Annotated in this window: 19 protein-coding genes; 7 read left to right on the plus strand and 12 right to left on the minus strand. The window is 58.0% G+C overall.

The window, feature by feature from the left end; genetic code table 11:
• Nucleotides 1–21: 21 nt before the first annotated feature.
• The 3 genes from ACXAGA_RS09240 to panC form a co-directional block, all read right to left on the minus strand.
• Nucleotides 22–576, minus strand: coding sequence for a hypothetical protein (locus ACXAGA_RS09240; RefSeq protein WP_475117188.1), 555 nt, complete (start codon nucleotides 574–576; stop codon nucleotides 22–24).
• 111 nt (nucleotides 577–687) lie between these two features.
• On the minus strand, nucleotides 688–1,500 hold the full coding sequence (panB, locus tag ACXAGA_RS09245) for a 3-methyl-2-oxobutanoate hydroxymethyltransferase (RefSeq protein WP_475117189.1): 813 nt from the start codon (nucleotides 1,498–1,500) through the stop codon (nucleotides 688–690).
• The gene (gene panC / locus ACXAGA_RS09250; RefSeq protein WP_475117190.1) at nucleotides 1,497–2,354 is read right to left on the minus strand and encodes a pantoate--beta-alanine ligase; all 858 of its coding nucleotides are present in this window, start codon (nucleotides 2,352–2,354) and stop codon (nucleotides 1,497–1,499) included. The genes panB and panC overlap by 4 nt, the downstream gene beginning before the upstream one ends.
• A 185-nt stretch (nucleotides 2,355–2,539) precedes the next feature.
• Here panC and ACXAGA_RS09255 point away from each other — a divergent pair, with 185 nt between their 5' ends.
• On the plus strand, nucleotides 2,540–5,044 hold the full coding sequence (locus tag ACXAGA_RS09255) for a GcvT family protein (protein ID WP_475117191.1): 2,505 nt from the start codon (nucleotides 2,540–2,542) through the stop codon (nucleotides 5,042–5,044).
• A gap of 54 nt (nucleotides 5,045–5,098) precedes the next feature.
• Here the strand turns inward: ACXAGA_RS09255 and ACXAGA_RS09260 are convergent, their stop codons facing one another.
• The 7 genes from ACXAGA_RS09260 to ACXAGA_RS09290 are packed head-to-tail and all read right to left on the minus strand — an operon-like array spanning nucleotide 5,099 to nucleotide 14,426.
• Nucleotides 5,099–6,181 carry a BMP family ABC transporter substrate-binding protein gene (locus tag ACXAGA_RS09260; RefSeq protein ID WP_475117192.1) on the minus strand — a complete coding sequence of 361 codons (1,083 nt, stop codon included), beginning with the start codon at nucleotides 6,179–6,181 and terminating at the stop codon, nucleotides 5,099–5,101.
• Nucleotides 6,182–6,231: 50 nt separating this feature from the next.
• Complete coding sequence (locus ACXAGA_RS09265) at nucleotides 6,232–7,305, minus strand: ABC transporter permease (RefSeq protein WP_475117193.1); 1,074 nt, start codon at nucleotides 7,303–7,305, stop codon at nucleotides 6,232–6,234.
• Complete coding sequence (locus tag ACXAGA_RS09270; protein WP_475117194.1) at nucleotides 7,305–8,390, minus strand: ABC transporter permease; 1,086 nt, start codon at nucleotides 8,388–8,390, stop codon at nucleotides 7,305–7,307. Before ACXAGA_RS09270 ends, ACXAGA_RS09265 begins: the two co-directional genes overlap by 1 nt.
• Nucleotides 8,383–9,894 carry an ABC transporter ATP-binding protein gene (locus ACXAGA_RS09275; RefSeq protein WP_475117195.1) on the minus strand — a complete coding sequence of 504 codons (1,512 nt, stop codon included), beginning with the start codon at nucleotides 9,892–9,894 and terminating at the stop codon, nucleotides 8,383–8,385. The genes ACXAGA_RS09270 and ACXAGA_RS09275 overlap by 8 nt, the downstream gene beginning before the upstream one ends.
• Nucleotides 9,891–10,814: a xanthine dehydrogenase accessory protein XdhC gene (gene xdhC / locus ACXAGA_RS09280; RefSeq protein ID WP_475117196.1), complete on the minus strand. Its 924-nt coding sequence runs from the start codon at nucleotides 10,812–10,814 to the stop codon at nucleotides 9,891–9,893. Before xdhC ends, ACXAGA_RS09275 begins: the two co-directional genes overlap by 4 nt.
• On the minus strand, nucleotides 10,804–13,086 hold the full coding sequence (xdhB, locus tag ACXAGA_RS09285) for a xanthine dehydrogenase molybdopterin binding subunit (protein ID WP_475117197.1): 2,283 nt from the start codon (nucleotides 13,084–13,086) through the stop codon (nucleotides 10,804–10,806). Before xdhB ends, xdhC begins: the two co-directional genes overlap by 11 nt.
• Nucleotides 13,083–14,426, minus strand: coding sequence for a xanthine dehydrogenase small subunit (locus ACXAGA_RS09290; protein ID WP_475117198.1), 1,344 nt, complete (start codon nucleotides 14,424–14,426; stop codon nucleotides 13,083–13,085). The genes xdhB and ACXAGA_RS09290 overlap by 4 nt, the downstream gene beginning before the upstream one ends.
• Before the next feature lie 244 nt (nucleotides 14,427–14,670).
• Here ACXAGA_RS09290 and dnaE point away from each other — a divergent pair, with 244 nt between their 5' ends.
• From dnaE to ACXAGA_RS09305, 3 genes are all read left to right on the plus strand, one after another.
• Nucleotides 14,671–18,174, plus strand: coding sequence for a DNA polymerase III subunit alpha (gene dnaE / locus ACXAGA_RS09295; RefSeq protein WP_475117199.1), 3,504 nt, complete (start codon nucleotides 14,671–14,673; stop codon nucleotides 18,172–18,174).
• 66 nt (nucleotides 18,175–18,240) lie between these two features.
• Nucleotides 18,241–18,942: a hypothetical protein gene (locus tag ACXAGA_RS09300; RefSeq protein ID WP_475117200.1), complete on the plus strand. Its 702-nt coding sequence runs from the start codon at nucleotides 18,241–18,243 to the stop codon at nucleotides 18,940–18,942.
• Between the two features lie 88 nt (nucleotides 18,943–19,030).
• Nucleotides 19,031–19,231: a YgaP family membrane protein gene (locus tag ACXAGA_RS09305; RefSeq protein ID WP_475117201.1), complete on the plus strand. Its 201-nt coding sequence runs from the start codon at nucleotides 19,031–19,033 to the stop codon at nucleotides 19,229–19,231.
• A 19-nt stretch (nucleotides 19,232–19,250) separates the two neighbouring features.
• On the opposite strand, the gene ACXAGA_RS09310 is transcribed toward ACXAGA_RS09305, so the two are convergent.
• Nucleotides 19,251–19,454, minus strand: a complete 204-nt coding sequence (locus ACXAGA_RS09310; protein ID WP_475117202.1) for a SlyX family protein — start codon at nucleotides 19,452–19,454, stop codon at nucleotides 19,251–19,253.
• Nucleotides 19,455–19,571: 117 nt separating this feature from the next.
• Between ACXAGA_RS09310 and hisS the strand changes: the two genes are divergently transcribed.
• The 3 genes from hisS to hisG are packed head-to-tail and all read left to right on the plus strand — an operon-like array spanning nucleotide 19,572 to nucleotide 22,836.
• Nucleotides 19,572–21,068, plus strand: coding sequence for a histidine--tRNA ligase (gene hisS / locus ACXAGA_RS09315; RefSeq protein WP_475117203.1), 1,497 nt, complete (start codon nucleotides 19,572–19,574; stop codon nucleotides 21,066–21,068).
• The gene (locus tag ACXAGA_RS09320) at nucleotides 21,065–22,147 is read left to right on the plus strand and encodes an ATP phosphoribosyltransferase regulatory subunit (protein ID WP_475117204.1); all 1,083 of its coding nucleotides are present in this window, start codon (nucleotides 21,065–21,067) and stop codon (nucleotides 22,145–22,147) included. The genes hisS and ACXAGA_RS09320 overlap by 4 nt, the downstream gene beginning before the upstream one ends.
• Nucleotides 22,144–22,836, plus strand: coding sequence for an ATP phosphoribosyltransferase (gene hisG / locus ACXAGA_RS09325; protein WP_475117205.1), 693 nt, complete (start codon nucleotides 22,144–22,146; stop codon nucleotides 22,834–22,836). Before ACXAGA_RS09320 ends, hisG begins: the two co-directional genes overlap by 4 nt.
• Nucleotides 22,837–22,841: 5 nt before the next feature.
• Here hisG and ACXAGA_RS09330 read toward each other — a convergent pair whose 3' ends face one another.
• Nucleotides 22,842–23,273, minus strand: a complete 432-nt coding sequence (locus ACXAGA_RS09330) for a DUF1489 family protein (protein ID WP_475117206.1) — start codon at nucleotides 23,271–23,273, stop codon at nucleotides 22,842–22,844.
• Between the last annotated feature and the right edge of the window lie 5 nt (nucleotides 23,274–23,278).

The raw sequence follows: 23,278 nt of genomic DNA on the forward strand, positions 1-23,278 counted from the left end.
GTGCAGGGGCCGAATAGGGATTTAGTTCTGTAGTTGACGCAATAGGCGTTCGCCAGGCAGATCAGCGCCCAGAACCTGAACACGCGCGTCGCGGGCAAAGCCGTCGATCAGGTCGCGGTAATACGCGCCGCCCGAATTGATCGCACTGCTGACCAAGGCGCCGGTCGTCGTTTGCGAAGGATCACCGACAGCGACCTGAATCGCATATGTTCCCAACAGCGCGTCGCCATCCAGCACGCGAACGGACCCCGATAGGGTGGATTGATCGCGTCCGAATGCGGTGGTTGTCGAACCAGCGACATTCAGGCGGGCCACATCCACGATCATCTGAACGCCCGCAGGGTCCATGCGGTCCACGAATTCGGTTTCCAGCGCCGTGCGCAGATCACCCGACAGGGCGCTGCTGAATTCGGATGCGCGGCTGCTGTCAAATGCGGTGCCTTGGGTGTTCACGGTGACACTGCTGAATTGCAGGGTTTGGCGGACTTCGCGGGCAATCGGGTTTGTGCTGGCCAGCGGCGCACATGCGGAAATCGCAACGGCAGAGGCAAGAGTAAAAAATGCGCGACGGTTCATATGAAGTTTACCTTTCTATCTACCTGTTAGGGTAGTGCGATCCCCAATGAAGACAAAAAGGCCCCACATGCAATGGGGCCTTTGTCACGATGTGTTACGCTGCGTGTCAGATCAGCGGTAAACCTGATCTTCGGTCGGAAAGGCGCGGGATTTCACGTCTTCGGCGTAGCGTTTTACGCTGTCTTCGATCATTGGGCCTAACTGGCCATAAACCTTGACGAATTTCGGGGTCCACGGGTTCAGGCCCAGCATGTCCTCTAACACCAGAATTTGGCCGTCACAGTCTGCCGATGCGCCGATGCCGATGGTCGGGATATCGATCTGTTTGGTGATTTTGGCGGCTAATGGCTCGACCATGCCTTCCAGAACCACGGCAAAGGCACCTGCGTCGGTGACGGCTTTGGCGTCTTCTTCGTGCAGAGGCCATGTGTCCTCGTCGCGGCCTTGGGTTTTGAACCCGCCCATGACGTGCGACGATTGCGGCGTCAGGCCGATGTGCGCCATCACAGGAATGCCGCGTTCAACCAAGAAACGGATGGTTTCCGCCATGCGTTTGCCGCCTTCAAGTTTCACCGCGCCGCAGCCGGTTTCTTTCATGATTTTGGCGGCGTTGCGGAATGCGACGTTGGGGCTTTCCTCATAGGTGCCGAACGGCATATCGACCACGATCAGAGCCTTTTTCGTGCCGCGCACGACCGCTTTGCCGTGCATGATCATCAGGTCCAGCGGAACGCCGACGGTGGATTCCATGCCGTGCATGACCATGCCAAGACTGTCGCCCACCAGAATAAAGTCCGCGAATTTATCAACGATGGCCGCAGTGTGCGCGTGATAGCTGGTCAGGGACACGATCGGGTCGCCGCCTTTGCGGCGGGCGATTTGCGGCACCGTGTTGCGGCGGATGGTTTCGTTCTGAGCGCTCATAGGGTGATCTCCCTTTGGTCAATAAGCATGATGGGATCATCTTCTGGGCCAAAAATGGCCGAGATCATAATCCCGATGGTCCCGTCCGGTTTGCCGCTGATGGGCGCAAGCGTCAGGGCCTGTACGATGTCCACGACCAGATCGCGGGCACGTGGTTCGCGTGCGACGGTATCACGGATCGCGGTTTCGATCCCAGCGACATCATGCCCCGCCAGCGCGGCCGCATCAGCCGCCGCCAGCGATTGGGACAAAACGACAGCGGCGGCGCGGTCAGCGGGCGTCAGGCGCATGTTGCGCGACGACATGGCCAGCCCGTCGTCTTCGCGGACGGTTGGAACGCCGTGGACGGAAAGGGGCATGTCCAAATCAATCGCCATGCGGCGGATGACCTGTAGCTGCTGGTAATCTTTTTCGCCGAAATAGGCGTTGTCCGGTTGGACGATATTGAACAATTTGGTCACAACCGTGCACACGCCGCGGTAGTGGCCGGGGCGCACCTGACCGTGCAGCATATTCGCCAGTTTCGTGGTTTCGACGATGGTTTCTGCGCCATCGGGATACATCACATCAACCGACGGCAGAAACAGGATGTCAACGCCGGCAGAGGTCAGCAGGTCCTGATCGGCCTGTTCGGTGCGGGGGTATTTATCCAGATCAGCGGCCTGACCGAATTGCGTGGGGTTGACGAAAATCGACACGACAACGGCGTCGTTCGCCGATTTAGCGGCGGCCACCAGCGACATATGCCCCGCATGCAGCGCGCCCATCGTTGGCACAAACCCCACGGTTTCGCCCGCGCTGCGTTTCAAACGGACCGCCTGTCGCAAGTCACTGATCGTGCGGCAAATCTGCATTGTTCCCCCCGGTGTTTGGCGTAGGTTTATCCGCCCCGCCGCAACGCGGCAAGTTAGCCAATAGGGGAATAACGCTAACGGTACGTCATAACCTGTCGGTTTTGTGCGTTTGTGTGTCGTCTGGTTCAATTGCGCCGCGCCGATTTGGGGCATTGTGGCCCCAAGTCCAATCGGGAGTCGCTTTAATGAAAACCCATGTTCGTGCTTTAGTCGTCGGTGGCGGCGCCATCGGCACTTCGATCGCTTATCACCTTGCCAAGGCTGGCTGGGACGATGTCATGTTGCTGGAACGGGACGAACTGACGTCCGGTTCGACGTGGCACGCGGCTGGTCTGCTGCCGCTGTTCAACATGTCCTATGCGACAACCCACATCCACAAATACTCGGTCGATCTGTATAAGACGCTAGAGGAAGAAACCGGCCTGAACGCTGGTTTTTCGATTTGCGGCAACCTGCGCATGGCCCAGACCCAAGAGCGCATGGATGAATACATGCTGTATTCGTCGGTCGCGGAAACCGCCGATGTGTACCATGAATTCCTGACCCCTGCGCAGATCAAAGAACGATGGCCGCTGGTCCGTACCGAAGACCTAAAGGGCGCGCTGTTCCACCCGCAAGACGGTTACATCAACCCTGCAGACGTCACCATGGCGATGGCCAAAGGCGCCCGTCAGCGCGGCGTTCTGATCGAACGCAAATGGCAGGTTGATGGCTACAAATGGGTTGGTGATCATTGGGAAGTCACCGTTACCAAAATGGGCGAACGCGGTGGTAACCTAGTTCCGACCGACGAACAGACGGTGATCCACGCAGAACACGTTGTGACCGCGACGGGCAACCACGCACAGCGCACGGCGAAACTGTTGGGCATCAAAATCCCTGCGATCCCTGTCGAACACCAGTTCATCGTGACCGAACCTGATCCCGAACTGGTCGCATACCGCAACGCTGGCAACCCAGAGCACCCCGTTCTGCGCGATGCCGACGCGAAATGGTACGTCCGCGAAGAACGCGGCGGCTGGATCCTAGGCCCATACGAGCGCAACGCGCCTGCCTGTTTCCAATACGGCGTGCCTGATAGTTTCCGCGCGGACCTGTTCCCGCTGGATCTGGAACGCATCGAAGAAGAATACATGTCGATGATCCACCGTATTCCGTCGTCGGAAACGGTTGGCCTAAAAGACGATTTCAACGGCCCGATCTGCTATACGCCTGATGGCAACCCGCTGGTTGGTCCTGCACCGGGCCTGCGCAATATGTGGCTGGCCGAAGGGTTCAGCTTTGGCATCACGGCCGCGGGCGGCACGGGGTACTATCTGGCGCAAATGATGGTCGAAGGCGAAGCCGAGATCGACATGGCGTCGCTGGATCCCAAACGCTACGGCAGCTGGATGACCACCGAATACGGCGTGAAAAAGAACGAAGAATGCTACGAACACGTCTACATTCTGCACCACCCAGACGAGGAACGCGAAGCGGCCCGCCCATTGCGCACCGCGCCAGCCTATGACCGCCAGAAAGCCAAAGGCGCGCAATTCGGTCAGGTCAACGGTTGGGAACGCCCGAACTATTACGGCCCGCTGGATGCACCTGAATCGTTCGACCACGACAGCCGCAGTTTCCGCCGCGGAGAATGGTGGCAGTACGCGATGGAAGAGGCGAAAGCCGTCCGTGAAACCGCTGGTTTGATCGACGCGACCGCGTTCACCAAACACATCGTCAAAGGCCCAGGCGCGACCCAATTCTTGGATTGGTTCACCTGTAACAAACTGCCCAAAGTGGGCCGTATCAACCTGACCTATGCGCTGACCGATGCGGGCACGACCCGCACCGAATACACCATCGTGCGTTTGGCCGAGGATGAATATTACCTTGTGTCCGCTGGCGCATGGACGGATTACGACGCTGATTTCCTGCGCAAAGCGGCAGAGGATAAGGCACCGGAATTCGGCTATATCGAAATTCAGAACGTTACGACCCAGTGGGGCGTGTTCGCAATCGCAGGTCCAAAATCGCGCGACATTTTGAAAGAGGTTATGCGCGATGCTGACGTCGAAACTGCGCTGTCGAACAAACGGTTCCCATGGCTGTCGGCCCGTCAGATCGAACTGGGCATGTGCCCTGTGAACGCGATCCGCGTGGCCTATACGGGCGAATTGGGTTGGGAATTGCACCACCCGATCGAAATGCAGAACTATCTGTGGGATCTGCTGGTGCCTGTGCTGGAAAAACACGGCGGTAAACTGGTTGGAGCACGTGCGCAAAACTGGCTGCGTCAGGAAAAATCCTACCGTGCGTTCGGCACCGAACTGGGCCGCGATGCGACCCCGCTAGAGGCGGACCTGCCACGCTTTGTTGACCTGTCCAAGGAATTCAACGGCAAGGCCGCGATGGAAGCCAAAGGCATCCGTTCGAAATGTGTGACCGTTCTGATCGACGGCCCTGCGGATGCGGACCCATGGGGCAAAGAATCCCTGCGCGATGCGAATGGTGACTACGCTGGTCGTCTGACCTCGGGCGGGTATTCCGTGCACTTTGGCAAACAGATCGGCATGGGCTACGTGAAACCCGAACTGGCCGAACTGGGCACCAAACTAAAGGTCAAAATCATGGGCGATCTGTATGACGCGGAAATCGTCGAAGACAGCCCCTATGATCCAAAGAACGCAAACATCCGCGTGGATGGCTAAAACGAAAAGGGCGCCCAACTGGGCGCCCTTTGATTTTGTAGGATCAAGGATCGATTAGGACGGAATGTCGCCTTCGATGCCTTCAACGTAAAAGAACATGCCAGCCAGATCGCCGTCGTTTGCGACCTCACCTTCGGCCAACCATGGGGTGCCGTCTTGTTTGGTGATTGGGCCGGTGAACGGGTGATAATCGCCCGCTGCGATCGCGTCGCGCATGGCTTCTGCTTCGGCTTTGTATTCTGCTGGAACAACGTCGGACACTTCGCCGATGCCAACCATGCCGGTGCCGATGCCATCCCAAGTGTTGGTCGACGTCCAAGTGCCGTCGATAACAGCCTGAACGCGGTCGATGTAGTATGGCGCCCAGTTGTCGATGATCGACGAAATACGCGGCATTGGGCCGTATTCTGCCATGTCGGCCGCCTGACCGAATGTGTAAACGCCGCCAGCCTCTTTCGCGGCCTGATGCGGCGCGGTGGAATCGGTGTGCTGCAGAACAACGTCACAGCCCTGTTCGATCAGCGCTTTGGCTGCGTCAGCTTCTTTCGCAGGGTTCAGCCATTCAAAGATCCAGATGATTTTGAATTCGACGTCTGGGTTGACCTTTTTCGCGTGCAGATAGGACGCGTTGATGCCGCGAATAACCTCTGGGATCGGCACGGATGCGATGTAGCCGATTTTGTTGGTTTTGGTGACGCGGCCAGCCAGCGTACCTTGGATCGCGCGGCCTTCGTAGAAACGGGCCGAATAGACCGACACGTTGTCCGCCTGTTTATAGCCGGTTGCGTGTTCGAATACGGTGTTCGGGAAATTGGCCGCAACGTTGATGGTTGGGTCCATGAAACCGAACGATGTGGTGAAAATGATGTCAGCGCCCGAACGTGCCATCTGGGTGATTGCGCGTTCTGCGTCTGGGCCCTCTGGCACGGATTCTTGGTACATGAATTCGATGGCGTCACCGAAATGTTCAACCATTTCCATGGCCGAATGGTGGTGGTGCTGGGTCCAGCCGCCATCGTTGATTGGGCCAACATAGATGAAACCAACTTTGGTTTTTTCCTGTGCGCGTGCTGGCAGGCCAGTCACAGCAGCCATCGCTGCGGCAGCACCCGAGGCAAGTAGCGTTCTGCGTTTCATTATTCAAACTCCCAAGTAGGACATTGTTTTTGGTTTTGTTGATCCACCCGTCACGACGACGGATGAAAGGTTTTGCCAAGCGACGCAGCCGCGCCGCCCGATCGTAGACCCACCAGAACCGCGATGGTCGCAAGGTAGGGTAGCATGGACAGATATTCGACAGGAATGGTTTCCATGCCAAGCAATCTGAGCAAAGCGTAAAGCGCCGCGATGCCCACAATGGACAGCGGCACGATATTGGTTCGCGCATCGAAACGGGTCGTTTTGATAGCGCGGTAGATGATGTAGCCAATGGTTAGGGCCGCGACCACGATGATGATCAGGTCCAGCAGCGCCAGCGTTCCATCCGCCTGCAGGTTCAATTGCAGAACGGTCACGCCGCCGAATAGATAGGCCCCGGCGATCAGGCGCCATGGTTTCCAGCTGGCAAAAACAACGATGGCCAGCGCGATCCATCCTGCGCCCGCCGTGATGCCGTCGATCCACTGCGGCACGCGGACAAGGCTGATATAGGCGCCCGCCAGACCCGCACAGGCCCCGCCGAACAAAATCGCAGCAACGCGAACCAGACGGACGTGATATCCCAACGCATGGGCGGCGTTATGGTTTTCGCCCACCGCCCGCAGGATCAGGCCCGCGCGGGTGCGCGATAGGAAATACCAGACGCCCGCGACGATCCCGATGCTAAGGTACACGATCGCATCATGTTGAAACAGGATTGGGCCGATGAAGGGGATATCGGACAGCAGCGGGATGGGCAGTTTCGGCAGGCTTAGGTCGGTGGTGCCGACAGCGGATTGGCCGATCAGCGACGACAGGCCCAAACCGAACATGGTCAGGCCCAGCCCCGTGGCGACCTGATTGGTTAGCAAGTATTGGGTCAGGATCGCGAAAATCAGCGACACCGCGGCACCTGCCAGCGCGGCCCCCGTGAACCCCATAAACATGCTGCCGCTGTTGTGGCCCGCGATAAAACCGCAGACCGCGCCGACGATCATCATGCCTTCGACGCCCAAATTCAAAACACCCGCGCGTTCAACGACCAATTCGCCGATTGCAGCCAGCAGGATCGGAGTCGACGCAACCATCAGCGCGGCAAGGATCAGGATTGGATTGATGTCCATTAGCGTACCTCTGCCCCTGCGAATTTAAAGCGATAGTTGGTCAATACGTCCACCGCCAATAGCGAAAACAGTAGCATCCCCTGAAACGTCAGGATCGCCGCTGATGGCAGGTTCAGCGTCAGTTCTGCCGTTTCGCCGCCGATGTAGGTCAGCGCCATCAACAGACCCGCCAGCAGGATACCGATGGGGTGCAACCGCCCAAGGAACGCCACGATGATTGCCGTAAAGCCATAAAACGACGGGAAAGATCCCATGATCTGGCCTGCGGGGCCTGCGACTTCGAACATGCCAGCGACGCCCGCTAACGCGCCCGACAGCAGCAGGCAGCGCATGACCAGACGGTTCGCGTTGACGCCTGCAAATCCTGCGGCGCGGGGGCTTTGCCCTGCTAGGCGGACGTTGAACCCGAATTGGTGGCGCGTGAATAGGATGTAGGCGACGATCACGGCAAAGACGGCGGTGATCGCACCCCAGTGCATGCCTGTGCCTGCGATGACTTCGTTATTTGCCGCGGATGCGTATTGGCGCAGGTTCCGCGATCCGGGCATGCCGAACCCGTCGGGGTTGCGCAATAGACCGATTGAGAACGCTTTGATCAGCACCTCGGCCACGTAGACCAGCATCAGCGACACAAGGATTTCGTTGGTTTTGAAATAGATGCGCAAGATCGCGGGGATCAGCGCCCATAACAAACCGCCCAACAGGCCCGCGATGATCATCAGCGGGAAAATCAGCCAGCGGGCTTCGGTCGGGTAAAAGGCCAGCGCGACGCCCGCGCCGCAGATCGCGCCGATGATGTATTGGCCTTCGGCGCCGATGTTCCAAATGCCCGCGCGGAAACCGAACGACAAACCGATGGCGATCAGGATCAGGGGGGCGGCTTTTTTGATGACCTCGGGGCGGTCCATGTAGGCAAATTCGCCGAACACAGGATCCCAGAAAATCGTTTTGATCGACAGGATCGGATCGTTGCCCAAAAACGCGAATAACCCCATGCCCAGAACGATGGTGATGACCACAGCCAGCAAAGGCGCGGCATAGGTCCAGAATTTCGACGGCTGGGGGCGTTTTTCTAATTTAAGCATGTGCCGCCTCCGGTTCTGTAGCGCCGCCCAGCATTAGGCCGATTTTTTCCATGGTCAGGCCTTGGGTCGGGACGGGGGCAGACAGGCGGCCTTCGTTTAGGGCGGCAAAGCTGTCGGCGATTTCCAGAATTTCGTCCAAATCCTGCGATATGACGACAACGGCGGACCCTTGATCCGCCAAATCTAACAAAGCCTGCCTGATAGACGCCGCCGCCGCTGCATCCACGCCCCATGTGGGTTGGTTTACGATCAGCACTTTGGGGTTTTGCATGATTTCACGGCCCACAACGAATTTTTGCAGGTTCCCGCCTGATAGCGCACGAGCGGCGGTTTCGGTGCTGGGGGTGCGGACGTCGAATTTTTCGATGATCTGGGATGCGAAATCGCGGGCTTTGTGCCAGTTCAGGAACCCGTTTTTCGACAGGCCCATGCGGGTGTTGCCCGTCATCAATGCGTTTTCGGTCAGGGACATATCGGGGGCCGCGGCGTGGCCGTTGCGTTCTTCGGGTGCGGCACACAGACCAGCAGCGCGGCGGGCGTTGGGGGGCAGGGTGCCGATAGGTTGGCCTGACAGGCACACCATGTCGGATTTGGTCATGGTTTCGCCTGACAGCGCGGCAACCAATTCGTCTTGCCCGTTACCCGCGACGCCGCCGATGCCGTACACTTGGCCCGCGCTGACAGACATCGAAATATCGCGCAAAGCGGTGCCAAACCGATGCGGGGCAGGGGCCGACAAGCCGCGCAGTTCCAACACGGTTTCGCCCGTGCTATCCGATGCCTTTTTCGGGGTCGATAACGCAAAGCCGACCATCATTTCGGCCATCGCGCTGCTGGTCGTTTCGCGCGGATTGCAGGTGCCGACGACTTTGCCCAAACGCAGGATCGTGGCGTGATGGCACAGCGCGCGGATTTCATCCAATTTGTGCGAGATATACAGGATCGAGGTGCCTTCATCCGCCAGTTTGCGCAATGTGCCGAACAGGGTTTCAACCTCGCCGGGGGTTAGAACGCTGGTCGGTTCGTCCATGATCAGCAGTTTGGGGTTTTGCAGCAAACAGCGGATAATTTCGACGCGTTGGCGTTCGCCTGCGGATAGATCGCCCACGATGCTTTCGGGGGACAAAGGCAGGCCGTAGTCGTTGGAGACTTTGGTAATCTGAGCGCTTAGGTCGCGGGGCGATGGCGGGGTTTCCATGCCCAGCGCGATGTTTTCAGCAACCGTCAGCGCGTCAAACAGCGAAAAATGTTGGAACACCATGGCGATACCTGCGGATCGGGCCTCGCGCGGGTTTTGCGGGATGAAAGGCGCATCGTTCAGCGTCATGGTGCCTGCGTCGGGTTTGACCAATCCGTAGATCGTTTTCACCAGCGTCGATTTGCCCGCGCCATTTTCCCCCAATAGGGCATGAATTTCCCCTTTGCCCACGGCAAAGCTGATGTCGTCATTCGCGACAACGCCCGGATAGGCTTTGGTCAGTCCTGTTAGGTTTAATAACGTCACGCTGTCCCCGTCTTTGGTGTCGTTGTTATCACATTTTGCGCCAGTAGCGCGGCCCCCACGCCTAACGCAATAGCCTGAGGATGTTTGCCTAGGCTTGGGTCTCCGATTGGGCAAGCGATGCGGTGGATCGATTGTCTGTCATGGCCCAGTTGCATCAAACGGCTGGTGAACCGCGCCCATTTGGTGGCTGACCCAATCAGCCCCGCCGCGCCAAACCCATGGTGCAACAGGCCATGGCACAGCGCAAAATCAATATCGTGGTCATGGGTCAGGATAATGTGTTCGGCCTCGCGCGGGCAGTTTTGAACCATGCGTGCGGGATCGGCTGCGATGATCTGCATCGCGCCGTCTGGGATGTGATCCGGAAAACGATCCGCGGAAATATCGACCCAGTGGATTTTGAAATCAGGCAGTGGGGCAAGGGTGGAAACCAACGCGCGCCCGACATGGCCCGCACCCCAAACCCATAAATTGCGCGCGGTAGGCGGCGCGGTTTCGATCAGCCAACCATCCATAAGAACGGGTCGTTCCGTTGGGCATAACCGATCGGCCTTTTGCGCGATCTGTGGCGGTACGGGGCCGCGGTGGGTGGCCGATCGGACATAGGGCAGCGTGGGCAAAGCGGTTGCAGTGAAAACTTCGGTCACTGTGGTGACGGACCCGCCGCAGCATTGGCCCAGTCGCGGCCCCAAAGGATAGACATGTTCGGCAATGGCGCCATGCACCAACAAATCACGAGCGCGGGCGATTGCGTCAAATTCCAGACGTCCGCCGCCTATGGTGCCTTCGGTTTTGTCAGCCCAGACATACATTTCGGTGCCAGCCTCGCGCGGGGTTGATCCGGCGACACGCGTGATAACCACGCGGGCGACGGGGCCGCGTTCGGTGGCTTTGGTCAATGTGTCCAGATCAATCGCCATCGCGCACCTTTTGGATGGCATTCAGGATGCGTTCGGGCGTGGCTGGCGCGTTCAGGTCGGGATAGGCGGTCCCACATGCAGCCACGGCATCCGACAGCGCCAGCAGGGCCGAAATCCCCAGCATAAAGGGTGGTTCACCCACGGCTTTGGATCGGTAGATCGTTGCCTCGGGGTTTTCGGTGTTCATCAGATCGACGTTGAATACCTGCGGGCGATCCGAACAGGCGGGGATTTTATAGGTGCTGGGCGCGTGCGTTTTCAAAACGCCCGCATCGTTCCAAACCAGTTCTTCGGTGGTCAGCCATCCTGCACCCTGAACATAGCCGCCTTCGACTTGGCCTTTGTCGATGGCAGGGTTCAGGGACGCGCCCGCGTCATGCAGCACATCGGCGCGCAGGATGCGGTTTTCACCTGTCAGAGTGTCGATCACGACCTCGGTCACGGCGCAGCCATGGGCAAAATAGAAAAACGGGCGGCCCGTGCCAGCATCGCGATCCCATGACAGGTCGGGCGTTTTGTAGAACCCCGTCGCGGACAGGCTGATGCGGTTGGCATAACAGCGCTGGGCGGCATCGGCGAAACTGATGTCCTGATCGGCCCATTTGACGCGCCCGTTTTCGAACGTCACGGGTGCACCCCCGCCCAAATGATCGGCCATGCGGGCGCGGATTTTGTTGCAGGCGTCCAGCACGGCCATGCCGTTCAGGTCAGACCCTGATGATGCGGCGGTGGCGGATGTATTGGGCACCTTGGCCGTGTCGGTCGCGGTGATTTTCACGCGGTCTGTGGTCACGCCGAAACGGTGGGCGGCGACTTGGGCGACCTTTTGAAACAGGCCTTGGCCCATTTCCGTGCCGCCGTGGTTCAGCATGATGGACCCGTCGGCATATAGGTGGACCAATGCGCCCGCCTGATTCAGGTGGGTCAGCGTGAACGAAATGCCGAATTTCACAGGGCTGAACGCAATCCCGCGTTTCAGGATCGGAGACTTAGCGTTCCATTCCGCAATTGCCGCGCGGCGGGCCGCGTAATCGGATGTTTCCATCAACTGATCCGTCATCTGGTTCAGGATGAAATCTTTGACCTCCATGTTATAGGGGGTCGTGTTGGGCTGCGCGGGGGTAGAGCCCATTTCGGCATAGTAATTGGCGCGGCGCACATCGATAGGATCGCGGCCCAGATGATGGGCGATGTGGTCGATCACACGTTCGATCCCCACAACCCCCTGAGGCCCGCCGAACCCGCGATAGGCGGTGGCCGATTGCATGTTGGTTTTCAGGCGATGCGACGTGATTTTCGCATTGGGCAGCAGATAGGCGTTATCGGCATGCATCATCGCTCGGTCAGCCACGGCGGCGGTCAAATCCTGCGCCCATCCGCCGCGTGTATATTGATCGAAAATGATGCCCTGAATGCGCCCCTGATCATCGAATCCGACCTGATAATCGATGCGGAAATCATGGCGTTTGCCCGTGATCGTCATATCGTCATCACGGTCATAGCGCATTTTGCACGGACGGCCCGTTTGCGCGGCGGCAACGGCGCAGGCGACGGCTAATGCGTTGCCTTGGCTTTCTTTGCCGCCAAAACCGCCGCCCATACGGCGACATTCCACGCGGACGCCGTGCATGGGCAGGCCCAAGGCTTCGGCGACTTTGTGTTGGATTTCGGTGGGGTGCTGGGTCGAACTATGGACCAGCATATCACCGTTTTCTTGGGGCAGAGCGGCGGCGGCTTGGCCCTCTAGGTAGAAATGTTCCTGACCGCCCATTTCAATGCGCCCCGACAGGGTATGACGCGCGGATTTGATGGCGGGTTTGGCTTTGCCTTTTTCCCACGTGCGCGGGCCGCCTTCGAAATAGGATTTCGCGGCGATGGCATCGTCATAGGACAGGATCGGAGTCCGTTCCGTTATGTCGAATTTCGCCAGCCGTGCGGCCTTGCGTGCGTTCAGGTGGCTATCGGCGACGACCAGAAATACGGGTTGTCCGATGTAGTGGACCGTGCCGGTGGACAGCAGCGGTTCGTCATGGATCGACGGGCTGACGTCATTGGCGTGGGGCAGATTATCGGCGGTCAGGACGGCAACAACGCCTGTCGCGGCGCGAACCGCCGATAGGTCCAGCGATTTGATGACGCCATGGGCCACAGGGGATTGGCCGAAACACAGGTGCAGCGTTGTGGGCGGCATGGGGATGTCATCGACGTAACGCGCTGCGCCCGACACATGCATGGACCCGCTGTCGTGGGGCAATGGTTTGGTGACGGTCATAGGCGCAGCTCCAACAGGTTGGTGGGAACGCCTTGGGTTTGGGCGTAGTAGCGGCGCAGCATGTTCGCGGCAGAGTCCAGTCGGTATTGGGCAGATGCACGCATGTCGGACAGAGGCGTGAAATCGTCACCGAATTTGGCGCAGGCGGCATCGATGGTCGATTGCGTCCACGGTTGCCCGATCAGCGATTTCATCACGGTTTTCGCCAATTTCGGGGTGCCAGCCATACCGCCGAACGCGATGCGCGCGGCGGTCACGGTGCCATCCGTCACTGTGATATTGAAACATCCGCAAACGGCTGAAATATCCTGATCAAACCGTTTGGACAGTTTGTAGCACTGTAGATCCGTCGCGGATTTCGGGATCGTGATGCCTGTCACGAATTCACCCGGGCGGCGGTCCTGTTTGCCGTAGTCGATAAAGAAGTCTTCGATCGGCAATTCGCGGCGCACGTTTCCGCGGCGCAGGTGCAGCGTTGCGCCCAATGCAATCAACGCGGGTGGATTATCGCCGATGGGCGATCCATTCGCCACATTGCCGCCGATGGTCGCCGCGTTGCGCACCTGAACGGATGCATAACGGCGGATCAATTCGCCATAGCTGGGCAGGTGTTCGGCCATAACGGGGTGCAGGTCGGACATGGTGACGCCCGCGCCGATATGGATCGTATCGTCGCCGACGGTGATCTGTTTCAGTTCCTCGCATTTATTCAGGAACACGGGCGTTTTCAGGTCGCGCAGTTGTTTGGTGACCCACAGCCCCACATCGGTCGCGCCTGCGATCAGTGTGGCATCAGGGGTGTCCATCAGGATCAGCGCCAGTTCATCAACGGTCGTCGGGGCAGGGGCCGCGCCCAATGCCCATTCGCGGTCGGTATCCAACCAGTCGGGTTTGGGTGCGCCTGTCATCGCATTGGCCGCGCGGATGATCGGGGCATAGCCCGTGCAGCGGCACAGATTGCCCGCCAGAACGGTGTCGTGATCCGTGCGGCCATTGGCGTGACCTGCCACCATGGATGCAACAATACCGGGGGTGCAGAACCCGCATTGCGATCCGTGGTGTTCGACCATGGCTGTTTGTGCGGGATGGTCGCCGCCGAAACCTTCGACGGTGCGGATGGCCATTCCGTCGATCTGAGGCATGAACAGGATACACGCGTTCAACGCCCGAACGCCGGTGGTGTCCTGTACGACGACGGTACATGCGCCGCAGTCGCCTTCGTTGCAGCCTTCTTTGGTGCCCGTCAGGTGTTTTTCCTGTCGTAGCCAATCCAGCAAAGTCAACGTTGGCGGCGCTGACATTGTGACAGTCTCTCCGTTCAGAAGAAACGTAATATTCATCGGTGAAACCCGCCGCCTTACCAAAATCCGTCGTGAGTATGCCTGTTCGTCGATGCGGCGTAGACGCTGGCAACCCAATTTGTCCCGTTGATCAAATCCTGACTGACCGCGCAAAGCAAGACCTGAACCCGAATTTCCCGCACGTTCACGCGCCATATGCCGAAAAAATATGCATCACGACAAAGTTGGGGATGAATGTTCGGTCCCTGTTCCCCTAGGCGGCGGGATTGGATAGCTTTGGCGCATGACCGACTCTGCACGTTTTATCCATCTGCGCACCCACACCGAATATTCCCTGCTAGAGGGGGCGGTGAAGGTGAAAAAACTGGCCGGTATGGTCGAACACCTGAACATGCCCGCCGTTGCCGTGACAGACACGAACAACATGTTCTGTGCGCTGGAATTTTCCGAATATATGTCGGGCGCTGGCATTCAGCCGATTATCGGCTGTCAGGTGGATATGTGTTTCATTGCACCCGAACCGGGCAAACGTCCCGAAGACCCCGCGCCAATCGTCCTGCTGGCCCAGAACGAACGCGGCTACGAAAACCTGATGAAGCTGAACAGCGTTCTGTATGTGGACGCGGGTGGGCGGCTGCCTCAGGTCGAATTGGATGATCTGCGCCGCCATAACGAAGGCCTGATTTGTCTGTCGGGCGGCCCTGATGGCCCCGTGGGTCGGTTGCTGCGCATGGGGCAACGCGGCAAAGCCGAAGAATTGATGCAGGCGTTCAAGTCGATATTTGCCGATCGTTTGTACGTCGAACTCCAGCGTCACCCAGGCGAAGATGGCGCACCAGAGGCCGAACGCCTGTCCGAACGCGGGTTCATTGAAATGGCCTACGGCATGGATATTCCGCTGGTCGCGACCAACGATGTCTATTTCTATAAATCCGACATTTACGAAGCCCACGACGCGCTGATCTGTATCGCCGAAGGCGCCTATGTTGACCAAAACGAACCGCGCCGCCGCCTGACGCCTCAGCATTATTTCAAATCGGCCGAGGAAATGATCACGCTGTTCGCCGATCTGCCCGAGGCGATCGAAAACACTGTTGAGATCGCGAAACGTTGTGCGTTCAAGGCATACAAACGCGCGCCGATCCTGCCTAAATTTGCTGATGACGAGGTCGCAGAACTGCGCCGTCAGGCCAATGATGGTTTGCAAAAACGTCTGGCCGTGATCCCGCATGCCGTCACGCCCGAAGAATATCAGGAACGACTGGATTTCGAATTAGACATCATCGAAGGCATGGGGTTCCCCGGCTATTTCTTGATCGTTGCGGACTTTATCCAGTGGGGCAAAGATAACGGTATCCCAGTGGGGCCGGGCCGTGGTTCGGGTGCGGGCAGTCTGGTGGCCTATGCGCTGACGATTACCGACCTTGATCCGCTGCGCTATTCGTTGCTGTTCGAACGTTTCCTAAACCCCGAACGTGTGTCGATGCCTGACTTCGACATCGACTTTTGCATGGATCGCCGCGAAGAGGTGATCCAATACGTTCAGGAAAAATACGGCCGTGACCGTGTGGCGCAGATCATCACGTTCGGTGCGCTATTGTCCAAGGCCGCCGTGCGCGACGTAGGCCGCGTGTTGCAACTGCCGTTCGGTCAGGTGGATCGCCTGTCAAAAATGATCCCCGTCGAAGGCGTCAAACCCGTTTCCATCGAACAGGCCCTGATCCAAGAGGACCGCCTACGCGAAGAGGCGCGCAACGATGAAACCGTGGATCGCCTGCTGACCTACGGCCAAAAAATCGAAGGCCTGTTGCGTAACGCATCCACCCACGCGGCGGGTGTGGTTATTGCCGACCGTCCGACCGATGAATTGGTCCCGCTGTATCAGGATCCCCGTTCGGACATGCCCGCAACCCAGTTCAACATGAAATGGGTCGAACAGGCGGGGCTTGTGAAATTCGACTTTCTGGGTCTGAAAACGCTGACGGTTATTCAGTCGGCGATGAACCTGATTTTCAAATCGGGTCGCCCGCTGCACGTCGCCGCCGATGGCACGCAGCTGTATGAACCTGCCCATGGTGCGGAAAACGAAATCAACGCGATCCCGTTGGACGACGAAGCGACCTATAAACTTTATTCCGCTGCGAAAACGGTCGCTGTGTTTCAGGTGGAATCCACAGGTATGATGGACGCGCTAAAGCGCATGAAACCAACCTGTATTGAAGACGTCGTTGCGCTGGTTGCGCTGTACCGTCCGGGTCCGATGGAAAACATCCCCGTTTATTGCGACGTAAAACACGGCCGCAAAGAATTGGAATCCGTCCACCCGACTATCGACCATATTCTGGCCGAAACCCAAGGCATCATTGTGTATCAGGAACAGGTGATGCAGATCGCGCAGGTCATGGCGGGCTATAGTCTGGGTGGCGCTGACCTTTTGCGCCGCGCGATGGGTAAAAAGATCAAAGAGGCGATGGACGCCGAACGCCCCAAATTCGAAGAGGGCGCCGCCAAGAACGGCGTGGACAAGAAAAAAGCGTCCGAAGTGTTCGACCTCTTGGAAAAATTCGCGAACTACGGTTTCAACAAATCGCACGCGGCGGCCTATGCGGTGGTGTCGTATCAGACGGCGTGGCTCAAGGCGAACCACCCTGTGGAATTCATGGCTGGCGTCATGAACTGCGATATCCACCTGACCGAAAAACTGACCGTCTATTTCCAAGAGGTCAAAAAAGGTCTGGGCATCGAATATATCCCGCCTTGCGTTAACCGATCGCTGGCGACGTTCGACGTGGTCGATCAGAAACTGGTCTATGCGCTGGGCGCGTTGAAAAACGTGGGCGCGGACGCGATGAATTTGGTGGTCGAAGGGCGCGGGGATAAACCGTTCGCGACCCTATTCGATTTCGCCCGCCGCGTGGATCTGAAACGGGTGGGTAAACGTCCGCTGGAAATGCTGGCCCGTGCGGGTGCGTTTGATCAGCTGGATAGCAACCGCAAACGCGTGTTCGAAAGCCTTGAATCCTTGGTCGGGTATTCGGCTGCGATCCACGAACAGAAAAATTCCAATCAGGTGTCTCTGTTCGGCGAAGCGGGCGATGACCTGCCCGAACCGCGTTTGGTCAACACCCCCGATTGGCTGCCCGCGCAGCGCCTGACCGAAGAATACAAAGCGATCGGTTTCTATCTGTCTGGTCACCCGCTGGACGATTACATGACCGCGCTGAAACGCCAGAAAATCCTGACACTGGACGAAGTCACCGCCAAAGCCGCCAACAGCCCCGGTGTGATGCGAATGGCGGGCCATGTTGCGGGCCGTCAGGAACGCAAATCGGCACGTGGTAATCGTTTTGCATTCGCCCAATTGTCGGACCCTACGGGCGCCTATGAGGTCACGATTTTTTCCGACACGTTAGAGGCCTGCCGCGATCATCTGGAAACGGGCAACCGCGTTGTTCTAAATGTCGAAGCCACGATGGAATCCGATCAGCTGAAATTGCTGGCGCGGTCCATTTCGCCGATTGATACGGTCGTCGCTGACGTGAACGAAGCCGCGCTGCAGGTCTATATCAACGAACCCCAAGCGATCACCTATATTTCCGCCGTGCTAGAGGATGCCCGCAAACAAAAGCTGCGCGGCGCGCGCGGGCCGGTGACGTTGACGATTTTGAACGATGGAGACGACCTTAGCGAAATTGACGTCGAACTGAACGAAGATTTCCCCATCAACCCTGAAATCAAAGGCGCGCTGCGGTCTTTGGACGGGGTTATGGACGTGGTCGAAGCATAGGCGCATCGCCGCCCACAGCCTGTCTTTAGGCTGGACGACGAAATGGCGGGCGACTATGCCGTCTGTATGAATAATACTCGTTTCTCAGCACGTTTTTGCGTCATGCTAGCCGCGTTTGGTCTGTCGGGATGTCTGTCGTTGAAACCCGTTCCGACCGTGAACGACGTTGATTTGCCAGACCAACAAACCGAAGCCACGCTGATCGAAACGAATGCACCGGACTCGGGCGCCATTCGCCGTGGTTTGTCGTCGATTTTCCGCGGCAACCGCGCCGCCACTGCGGACCGAAATGTTGAATTGGTCGAACAAGGCGCGTTTCTGACCTATGGTGATGTGGCGGCTGTTTGCGGGTTGTCGACGCGCGATCTGGGCCAAAAGGTCGAAACAAAGTCTGGCTATACGCTATACGATGCTGGCGGTGATCCTGCATCGCCGCGTACCCATTACCTGACGGGTTTTGCAGATGGCTGCGCGCGCCAGTTTACCGCCGCGATGGCACTGTTTGCCGATGTGGGGACACATGAGTTTGTCCGCTATCAAAGCGCGACTGCAAACGACGATTACACAGAAACCGACAAAGCCTACGAAGTGATCAAGGCACGGTTTTGCCGTGCCGGGCACGGTGATCCGTGTGGCGCGCAACTGGATGCGCTGGCGAACCGCACGACGTTTTTGACGCTATATGAACGTTTCGGCACCAACTCGCATTGGATAAACGTTTTGCTATCAGACGGCGTTGTGTCTGCTGTGGATGTGCACAACCACTGACCCTGCGTTTCTGTCGCAGTTGAATCGCTGGATTTTGATGCAGCTCGGTATTACATTGCATTATTCTAATGTAATTTCGGAGCTCGAAATGTTTTCCAAAAATGTAGGTAGTATCGACCGCGTTCTACGCATTGTCGTGGGACTAGCACTGTTGGCTGGTTTTTTCATGAACGCGGACGCGCAGTATCGTGTGCTATACCTGATCGGTATCGTGCCACTGGCGACGGGCCTGATGAAAACCTGCCCTTTGTATTCGATTTTCGGTATCAATACCTGCCCGCGCGGTTAATCCGCAGGGGCCTATCGTTTTACCAATGTGGGGGACGTTGATCCGCCAGCGGAATGCCGTCACCCATATCCAATTCGCGTTCGGCTTCGCGTTGCAGCAACATGGCGACGCGGCGAGTTAATACGTCGATTTCTTTGCCTTGGGATGCGACGACGTCCGATAGTTCCTCTACCGTGCGGGTGAGGTGGGCGATTTTTTCTTCTAGTGCGGTGTGCTCAGTCATAAATTGGCGATAGCATGTCCCGTTTCGTCATACCAGCGCGACATATTCAACCTATCCGTTGCCCTTGGGGCCTGTCCGCTATAAACGCGGGGGCGAATTCAAATCCCGAGGAACCAGATGGCCAAGGTTAAAAAACAACCCCGCCCAAAGGCAGTCACGCCCAAAGGCTTTCGTGATTATTTCGGTGCAGAGGTAACAGAGCGTTCGCATATGTTGTCTCAGATCGCCGAAGTGTATCATCGATACGGGTTCGAGGCGCTGGAAACATCGGCTGTGGAAACGGTCGAAGCCTTGGGTAAATTCCTGCCGGATGTGGATCGCCCGAACGAAGGTGTGTTCGCATGGCAAGAGGATGAAAAAGACTGGGTCGCCCTGCGTTACGACCTGACCGCACCGCTGGCGCGCGTCGCGGCGCAGTACCGCAACGACCTGCCGTCGCCGTATCGCCGCTATGCGATGGGACCGGTTTGGCGTAACGAAAAACCTGGCCCGGGCCGTTTCCGTCAATTTTATCAATGCGATGCGGATACCGTTGGATCGCCCACCGTTGCGGCGGATGCGGAAATCTGCGCGATGCTGTCGGACACATTGGAAACCGTCGGCATTCCGCGCGGCGATTACATTGTGCGCGTCAACAACCGCAAGGTTCTGAATGGCGTGATGGAGGTCGCGGGCGTGTTGGATCCGAACGATCCAGACGCAATGGCATCCGAACGCGGCATCGTTCTACGCGCCATCGATAAGTTCGACAAATTCGGCGAAGAGGGCGTGCGCTTGCTGATCGGCGCGGGCCGTATGGACGAAAGCGGCGACTTTACCAAAGGCGCGGGCCTGTCGGACGAACAGGCTGATATCGTCATGGGGTTCATGAACGCCCGCCGCGAATCTGGTGCGGCAACGGCTGCGCGTTTGCGCGAATTGGTTGGCGCCAGCAAAACCGGTCAGGACGGCGTGAACGAATTGGAAACCATCGCCGAACTGCTGGACGCTCAAGGCTATGGCGGCGACCGCATTCTGATCGACCCATCGGTCGTGCGCGGTCTGGGCTATTATACCGGCCCCGTGTTCGAAGCAGAGCTGACGTTCGAAATTCTGGATGAAAAGGGCCGTCCGCGCCAATTTGGTTCGGTTTCGGGCGGTGGTCGTTACGACGATCTGGTGAAACGTTTCACCGGCCAAGAGGTCCCCGCAACGGGCGTATCTATTGGCGTTGACCGACTATTGGCGGCACTGCGCGCCAAGGGTCGTATGTCATCGGTCGAAACTGGCCCTGTTGTTGTGACCGTGATGGACCGCGACCGTATGGCTGATTATCAGGCGATGGTGGCGGAACTGCGCAACGCGGGCATCCGTTCGGAGGTGTATCTTGGCAACCCGAAAAACTTTGGTAACCAGCTGAAATACGCAGACAAACGCAACAGCCCGATCGCAATCATCGAAGGTGGCAGCGAAAAGGAAAATGGCGTTATCCAGATCAAGGACCTGATCCTTGGCGCTCAGATCGCGCAGAACGCGACGCTGGACGAATGGAAAGAACGCCCCAGCCAGTACGAAGTGCCGCGCGGTGAACTGGTCGCAAAGGTGCGTGAAATTCTGGAAAGCCAGAAACAATGACAGGTCTAGTGCAAACCAACGCCGAAGCCTTGCGCATTCGTGCGCTGTTCGAGGCAAAGGGCGCGCAACTGGTGGAAACCGATATCCTTCAGCCTGCGGAAACCCTGTTGGATCTATACGGCGAAGACATCCGTGGCCGCGCCTATGTGACCCACGATGGTCTGCGCGGCGAAATGATGCTGCGGCCTGATTTCACCGTGCCTGTTGTGCAATGGCACATGGAAACCAACGCAGAACCTGCCCGATACACCTATTCGGGCAAGGTATTCCGCATGCAAGAAGACGACGATCGTCGCCCCAACGAATACCTGCAAGTCGGGTACGAAGTGTTCGATGGCAAATCGCCGTCTACCGCCGATGCAGAGGTATTCACCACAATCGCAGATGCGTTGTCGGGTCTGCCCGTGCGCGCGGCGACTGGTGATCTGGGTATTCTGATGGCCGCTGTGCGCGGTCTGGATACGACCGATGCCCGCAAGGCGGCATTGCTGCGTCACGTTTGGCGTCCGCGCCGTTTCCGCAATCTGCTGGACCGTTTCGGCGGCAAAACCCCTGCGCCCGCATCGCGCACCGCGCTGTTGGCGCAGGCTGATCCGCTGGCAGGTGTTGAACCCCACGGCCTGCGGTCGTTGGACGAGGTCGAAGCCCGCATCACCGCATTGCGTTCGGATGCCGCTGCGGCGCCGATTGCGTCCGAACAGATCCGTTTGCTGGACGAACTGCTGTCGCTGCGCGAAACATGCCCGAATGTGTTGTCGAACCTACGCGACATCGCAGTTGATATGCCGTCGATTTCCGATGCTGTTTCCCGTTTTGCGGAACGATTGGACGCGCTGTCGGCGGCGGGTGTTGATGTGGATGCGCTGGAATACGAAGGCAACTTTGGCCGTACCACGTTGGAATATTACGATGGTTTCGTGTTCGGGTTCTATTCAACAAAACGCCCCGATTTGCCCCCCGTGGCGACCGGCGGGCGCTATGACGCGCTGACGTCCGTCTTGGGTGGTGGCCGCGCTGTTCCCGCAGTTGGCGGCGTGATCCGCCCCGAAATCACCATCGCGCTAAAGGATCAGGCATGACCGTAAAATTGGGTATCCCGTCCAAAGGGCGGTTGATGGACAAAACCTTTGACTGGTTCGAAGAACGCGGTCTGACCCTGAAAAAGACAGGCAGCGAACGCGAATATTCGGGCGCCGTTGAAGGTATCGATGGCGTCGAATTGGTCCTGCTGTCTGCGGGTGAAATTCCACGCGAATTGGCGGCTGGCCGCATTCATCTGGGCGTCACCGGGTCCGATCTGGTCCGTGAAAAGGTGCCTAGCTGGGAAAACCGCGTGATGGAATTGGCCCAGATGGGATTCGGCGGTGCAGACCTGATTATTGCGGTGCCGACCGCTTGGGTCGATGTCGACACGCTGGATGATTTGGACGCGGTCGCGGCGCAGTTCCGTAAAAACCACGGGTTACGTTTGCGCATCGCCACGAAATACCACCGTCTGGTGCGCGATTACCTGCGCGAACACGGCGTTGCTGATTACCAATTGGTCGATAGCCAAGGCGCGACCGAAGGCACCGTGCGCAACGAAACCGCCGAGGCCGTGGCCGACATCACATCCACTGGCGAAACGCTGCGTGCGAACAACCTGAAAATCCTGTCGGACGCATTGGTGCATTCGTCGCAGGCGACGTTGTTCAAATCGCGCGCGGCCGACTGGTCGGGCGACAATCGCAATACGCTAATGGAATTGGAAAAAATGCTGGGCCTGTGACGGGCCTAGCGAACACCGATTTCTGCCAAAGCCGCGGATAGGGACGGGGGCAATTCGTCTTCGTCCTCTTTCGCGACGCCCAGATCGGCGGGGGCATCTTCGGGTTTTAGGTAACGCCATCCCTGAAATGCGCGTTTCTGCGTGGGTTCCACACGGATCAGTTCAGGGTCCAACACGATGGCACAGCGGCGAATGCCGTCATCGCCTATGACTTCGTCCAGTCGCATAATTTTTTGGCGAGCGGTAATGACGCCTTTGATCACCCAAAAGATCGATCCGCCGTTCAGAATCTCGGCCTCTTTTTTGGGCCACATGCGGGTCACGTGACGGGGCAACCCATCCGGCATCCGCGCCGAAAAAGATTTTTGCCAACGAGCTAAGTCACTTAGCCCTTCGGTGCCGACCGACAGCTTGATCAGGTGGGTGAATTTGGTCATAGTGG

The organism is Marivivens sp. ABH4_498 (assembly GCF_056160585.1).

Excerpts from the sequence above, each read along its gene's own strand:
- ACXAGA_RS09240 (WP_475117188.1), bottom strand. The coding sequence starts at position 576 with ATGAACCGTCGCGCATTTTTTACTCTTGCCTCTGCCGTTGCGATTTCC.
- panB (WP_475117189.1), bottom strand. The coding sequence starts at position 1,500 with ATGAGCGCTCAGAACGAAACCATCCGCCGCAACACGGTGCCGCAAATC.
- panC (WP_475117190.1), bottom strand. The coding sequence starts at position 2,354 with ATGCAGATTTGCCGCACGATCAGTGACTTGCGACAGGCGGTCCGTTTG.
- ACXAGA_RS09255 (WP_475117191.1), top strand. The coding sequence starts at position 2,540 with ATGAAAACCCATGTTCGTGCTTTAGTCGTCGGTGGCGGCGCCATCGGC.
- ACXAGA_RS09260 (WP_475117192.1), bottom strand. The coding sequence starts at position 6,181 with ATGAAACGCAGAACGCTACTTGCCTCGGGTGCTGCCGCAGCGATGGCT.
- ACXAGA_RS09265 (WP_475117193.1), bottom strand. The coding sequence starts at position 7,305 with ATGGACATCAATCCAATCCTGATCCTTGCCGCGCTGATGGTTGCGTCG.
- ACXAGA_RS09270 (WP_475117194.1), bottom strand. The coding sequence starts at position 8,390 with ATGCTTAAATTAGAAAAACGCCCCCAGCCGTCGAAATTCTGGACCTAT.
- xdhC (WP_475117196.1), bottom strand. The coding sequence starts at position 10,814 with ATGGCGATTGATCTGGACACATTGACCAAAGCCACCGAACGCGGCCCC.
- xdhB (WP_475117197.1), bottom strand. The coding sequence starts at position 13,086 with ATGACCGTCACCAAACCATTGCCCCACGACAGCGGGTCCATGCATGTG.
- ACXAGA_RS09290 (WP_475117198.1), bottom strand. The coding sequence starts at position 14,426 with ATGAATATTACGTTTCTTCTGAACGGAGAGACTGTCACAATGTCAGCG.
- dnaE (WP_475117199.1), top strand. The coding sequence starts at position 14,671 with ATGACCGACTCTGCACGTTTTATCCATCTGCGCACCCACACCGAATAT.
- ACXAGA_RS09300 (WP_475117200.1), top strand. The coding sequence starts at position 18,241 with ATGAATAATACTCGTTTCTCAGCACGTTTTTGCGTCATGCTAGCCGCG.
- ACXAGA_RS09305 (WP_475117201.1), top strand. The coding sequence starts at position 19,031 with ATGTTTTCCAAAAATGTAGGTAGTATCGACCGCGTTCTACGCATTGTC.
- ACXAGA_RS09310 (WP_475117202.1), bottom strand. The coding sequence starts at position 19,454 with ATGACTGAGCACACCGCACTAGAAGAAAAAATCGCCCACCTCACCCGC.
- hisS (WP_475117203.1), top strand. The coding sequence starts at position 19,572 with ATGGCCAAGGTTAAAAAACAACCCCGCCCAAAGGCAGTCACGCCCAAA.
- ACXAGA_RS09320 (WP_475117204.1), top strand. The coding sequence starts at position 21,065 with ATGACAGGTCTAGTGCAAACCAACGCCGAAGCCTTGCGCATTCGTGCG.
- hisG (WP_475117205.1), top strand. The coding sequence starts at position 22,144 with ATGACCGTAAAATTGGGTATCCCGTCCAAAGGGCGGTTGATGGACAAA.
- ACXAGA_RS09330 (WP_475117206.1), bottom strand. The coding sequence starts at position 23,273 with ATGACCAAATTCACCCACCTGATCAAGCTGTCGGTCGGCACCGAAGGG.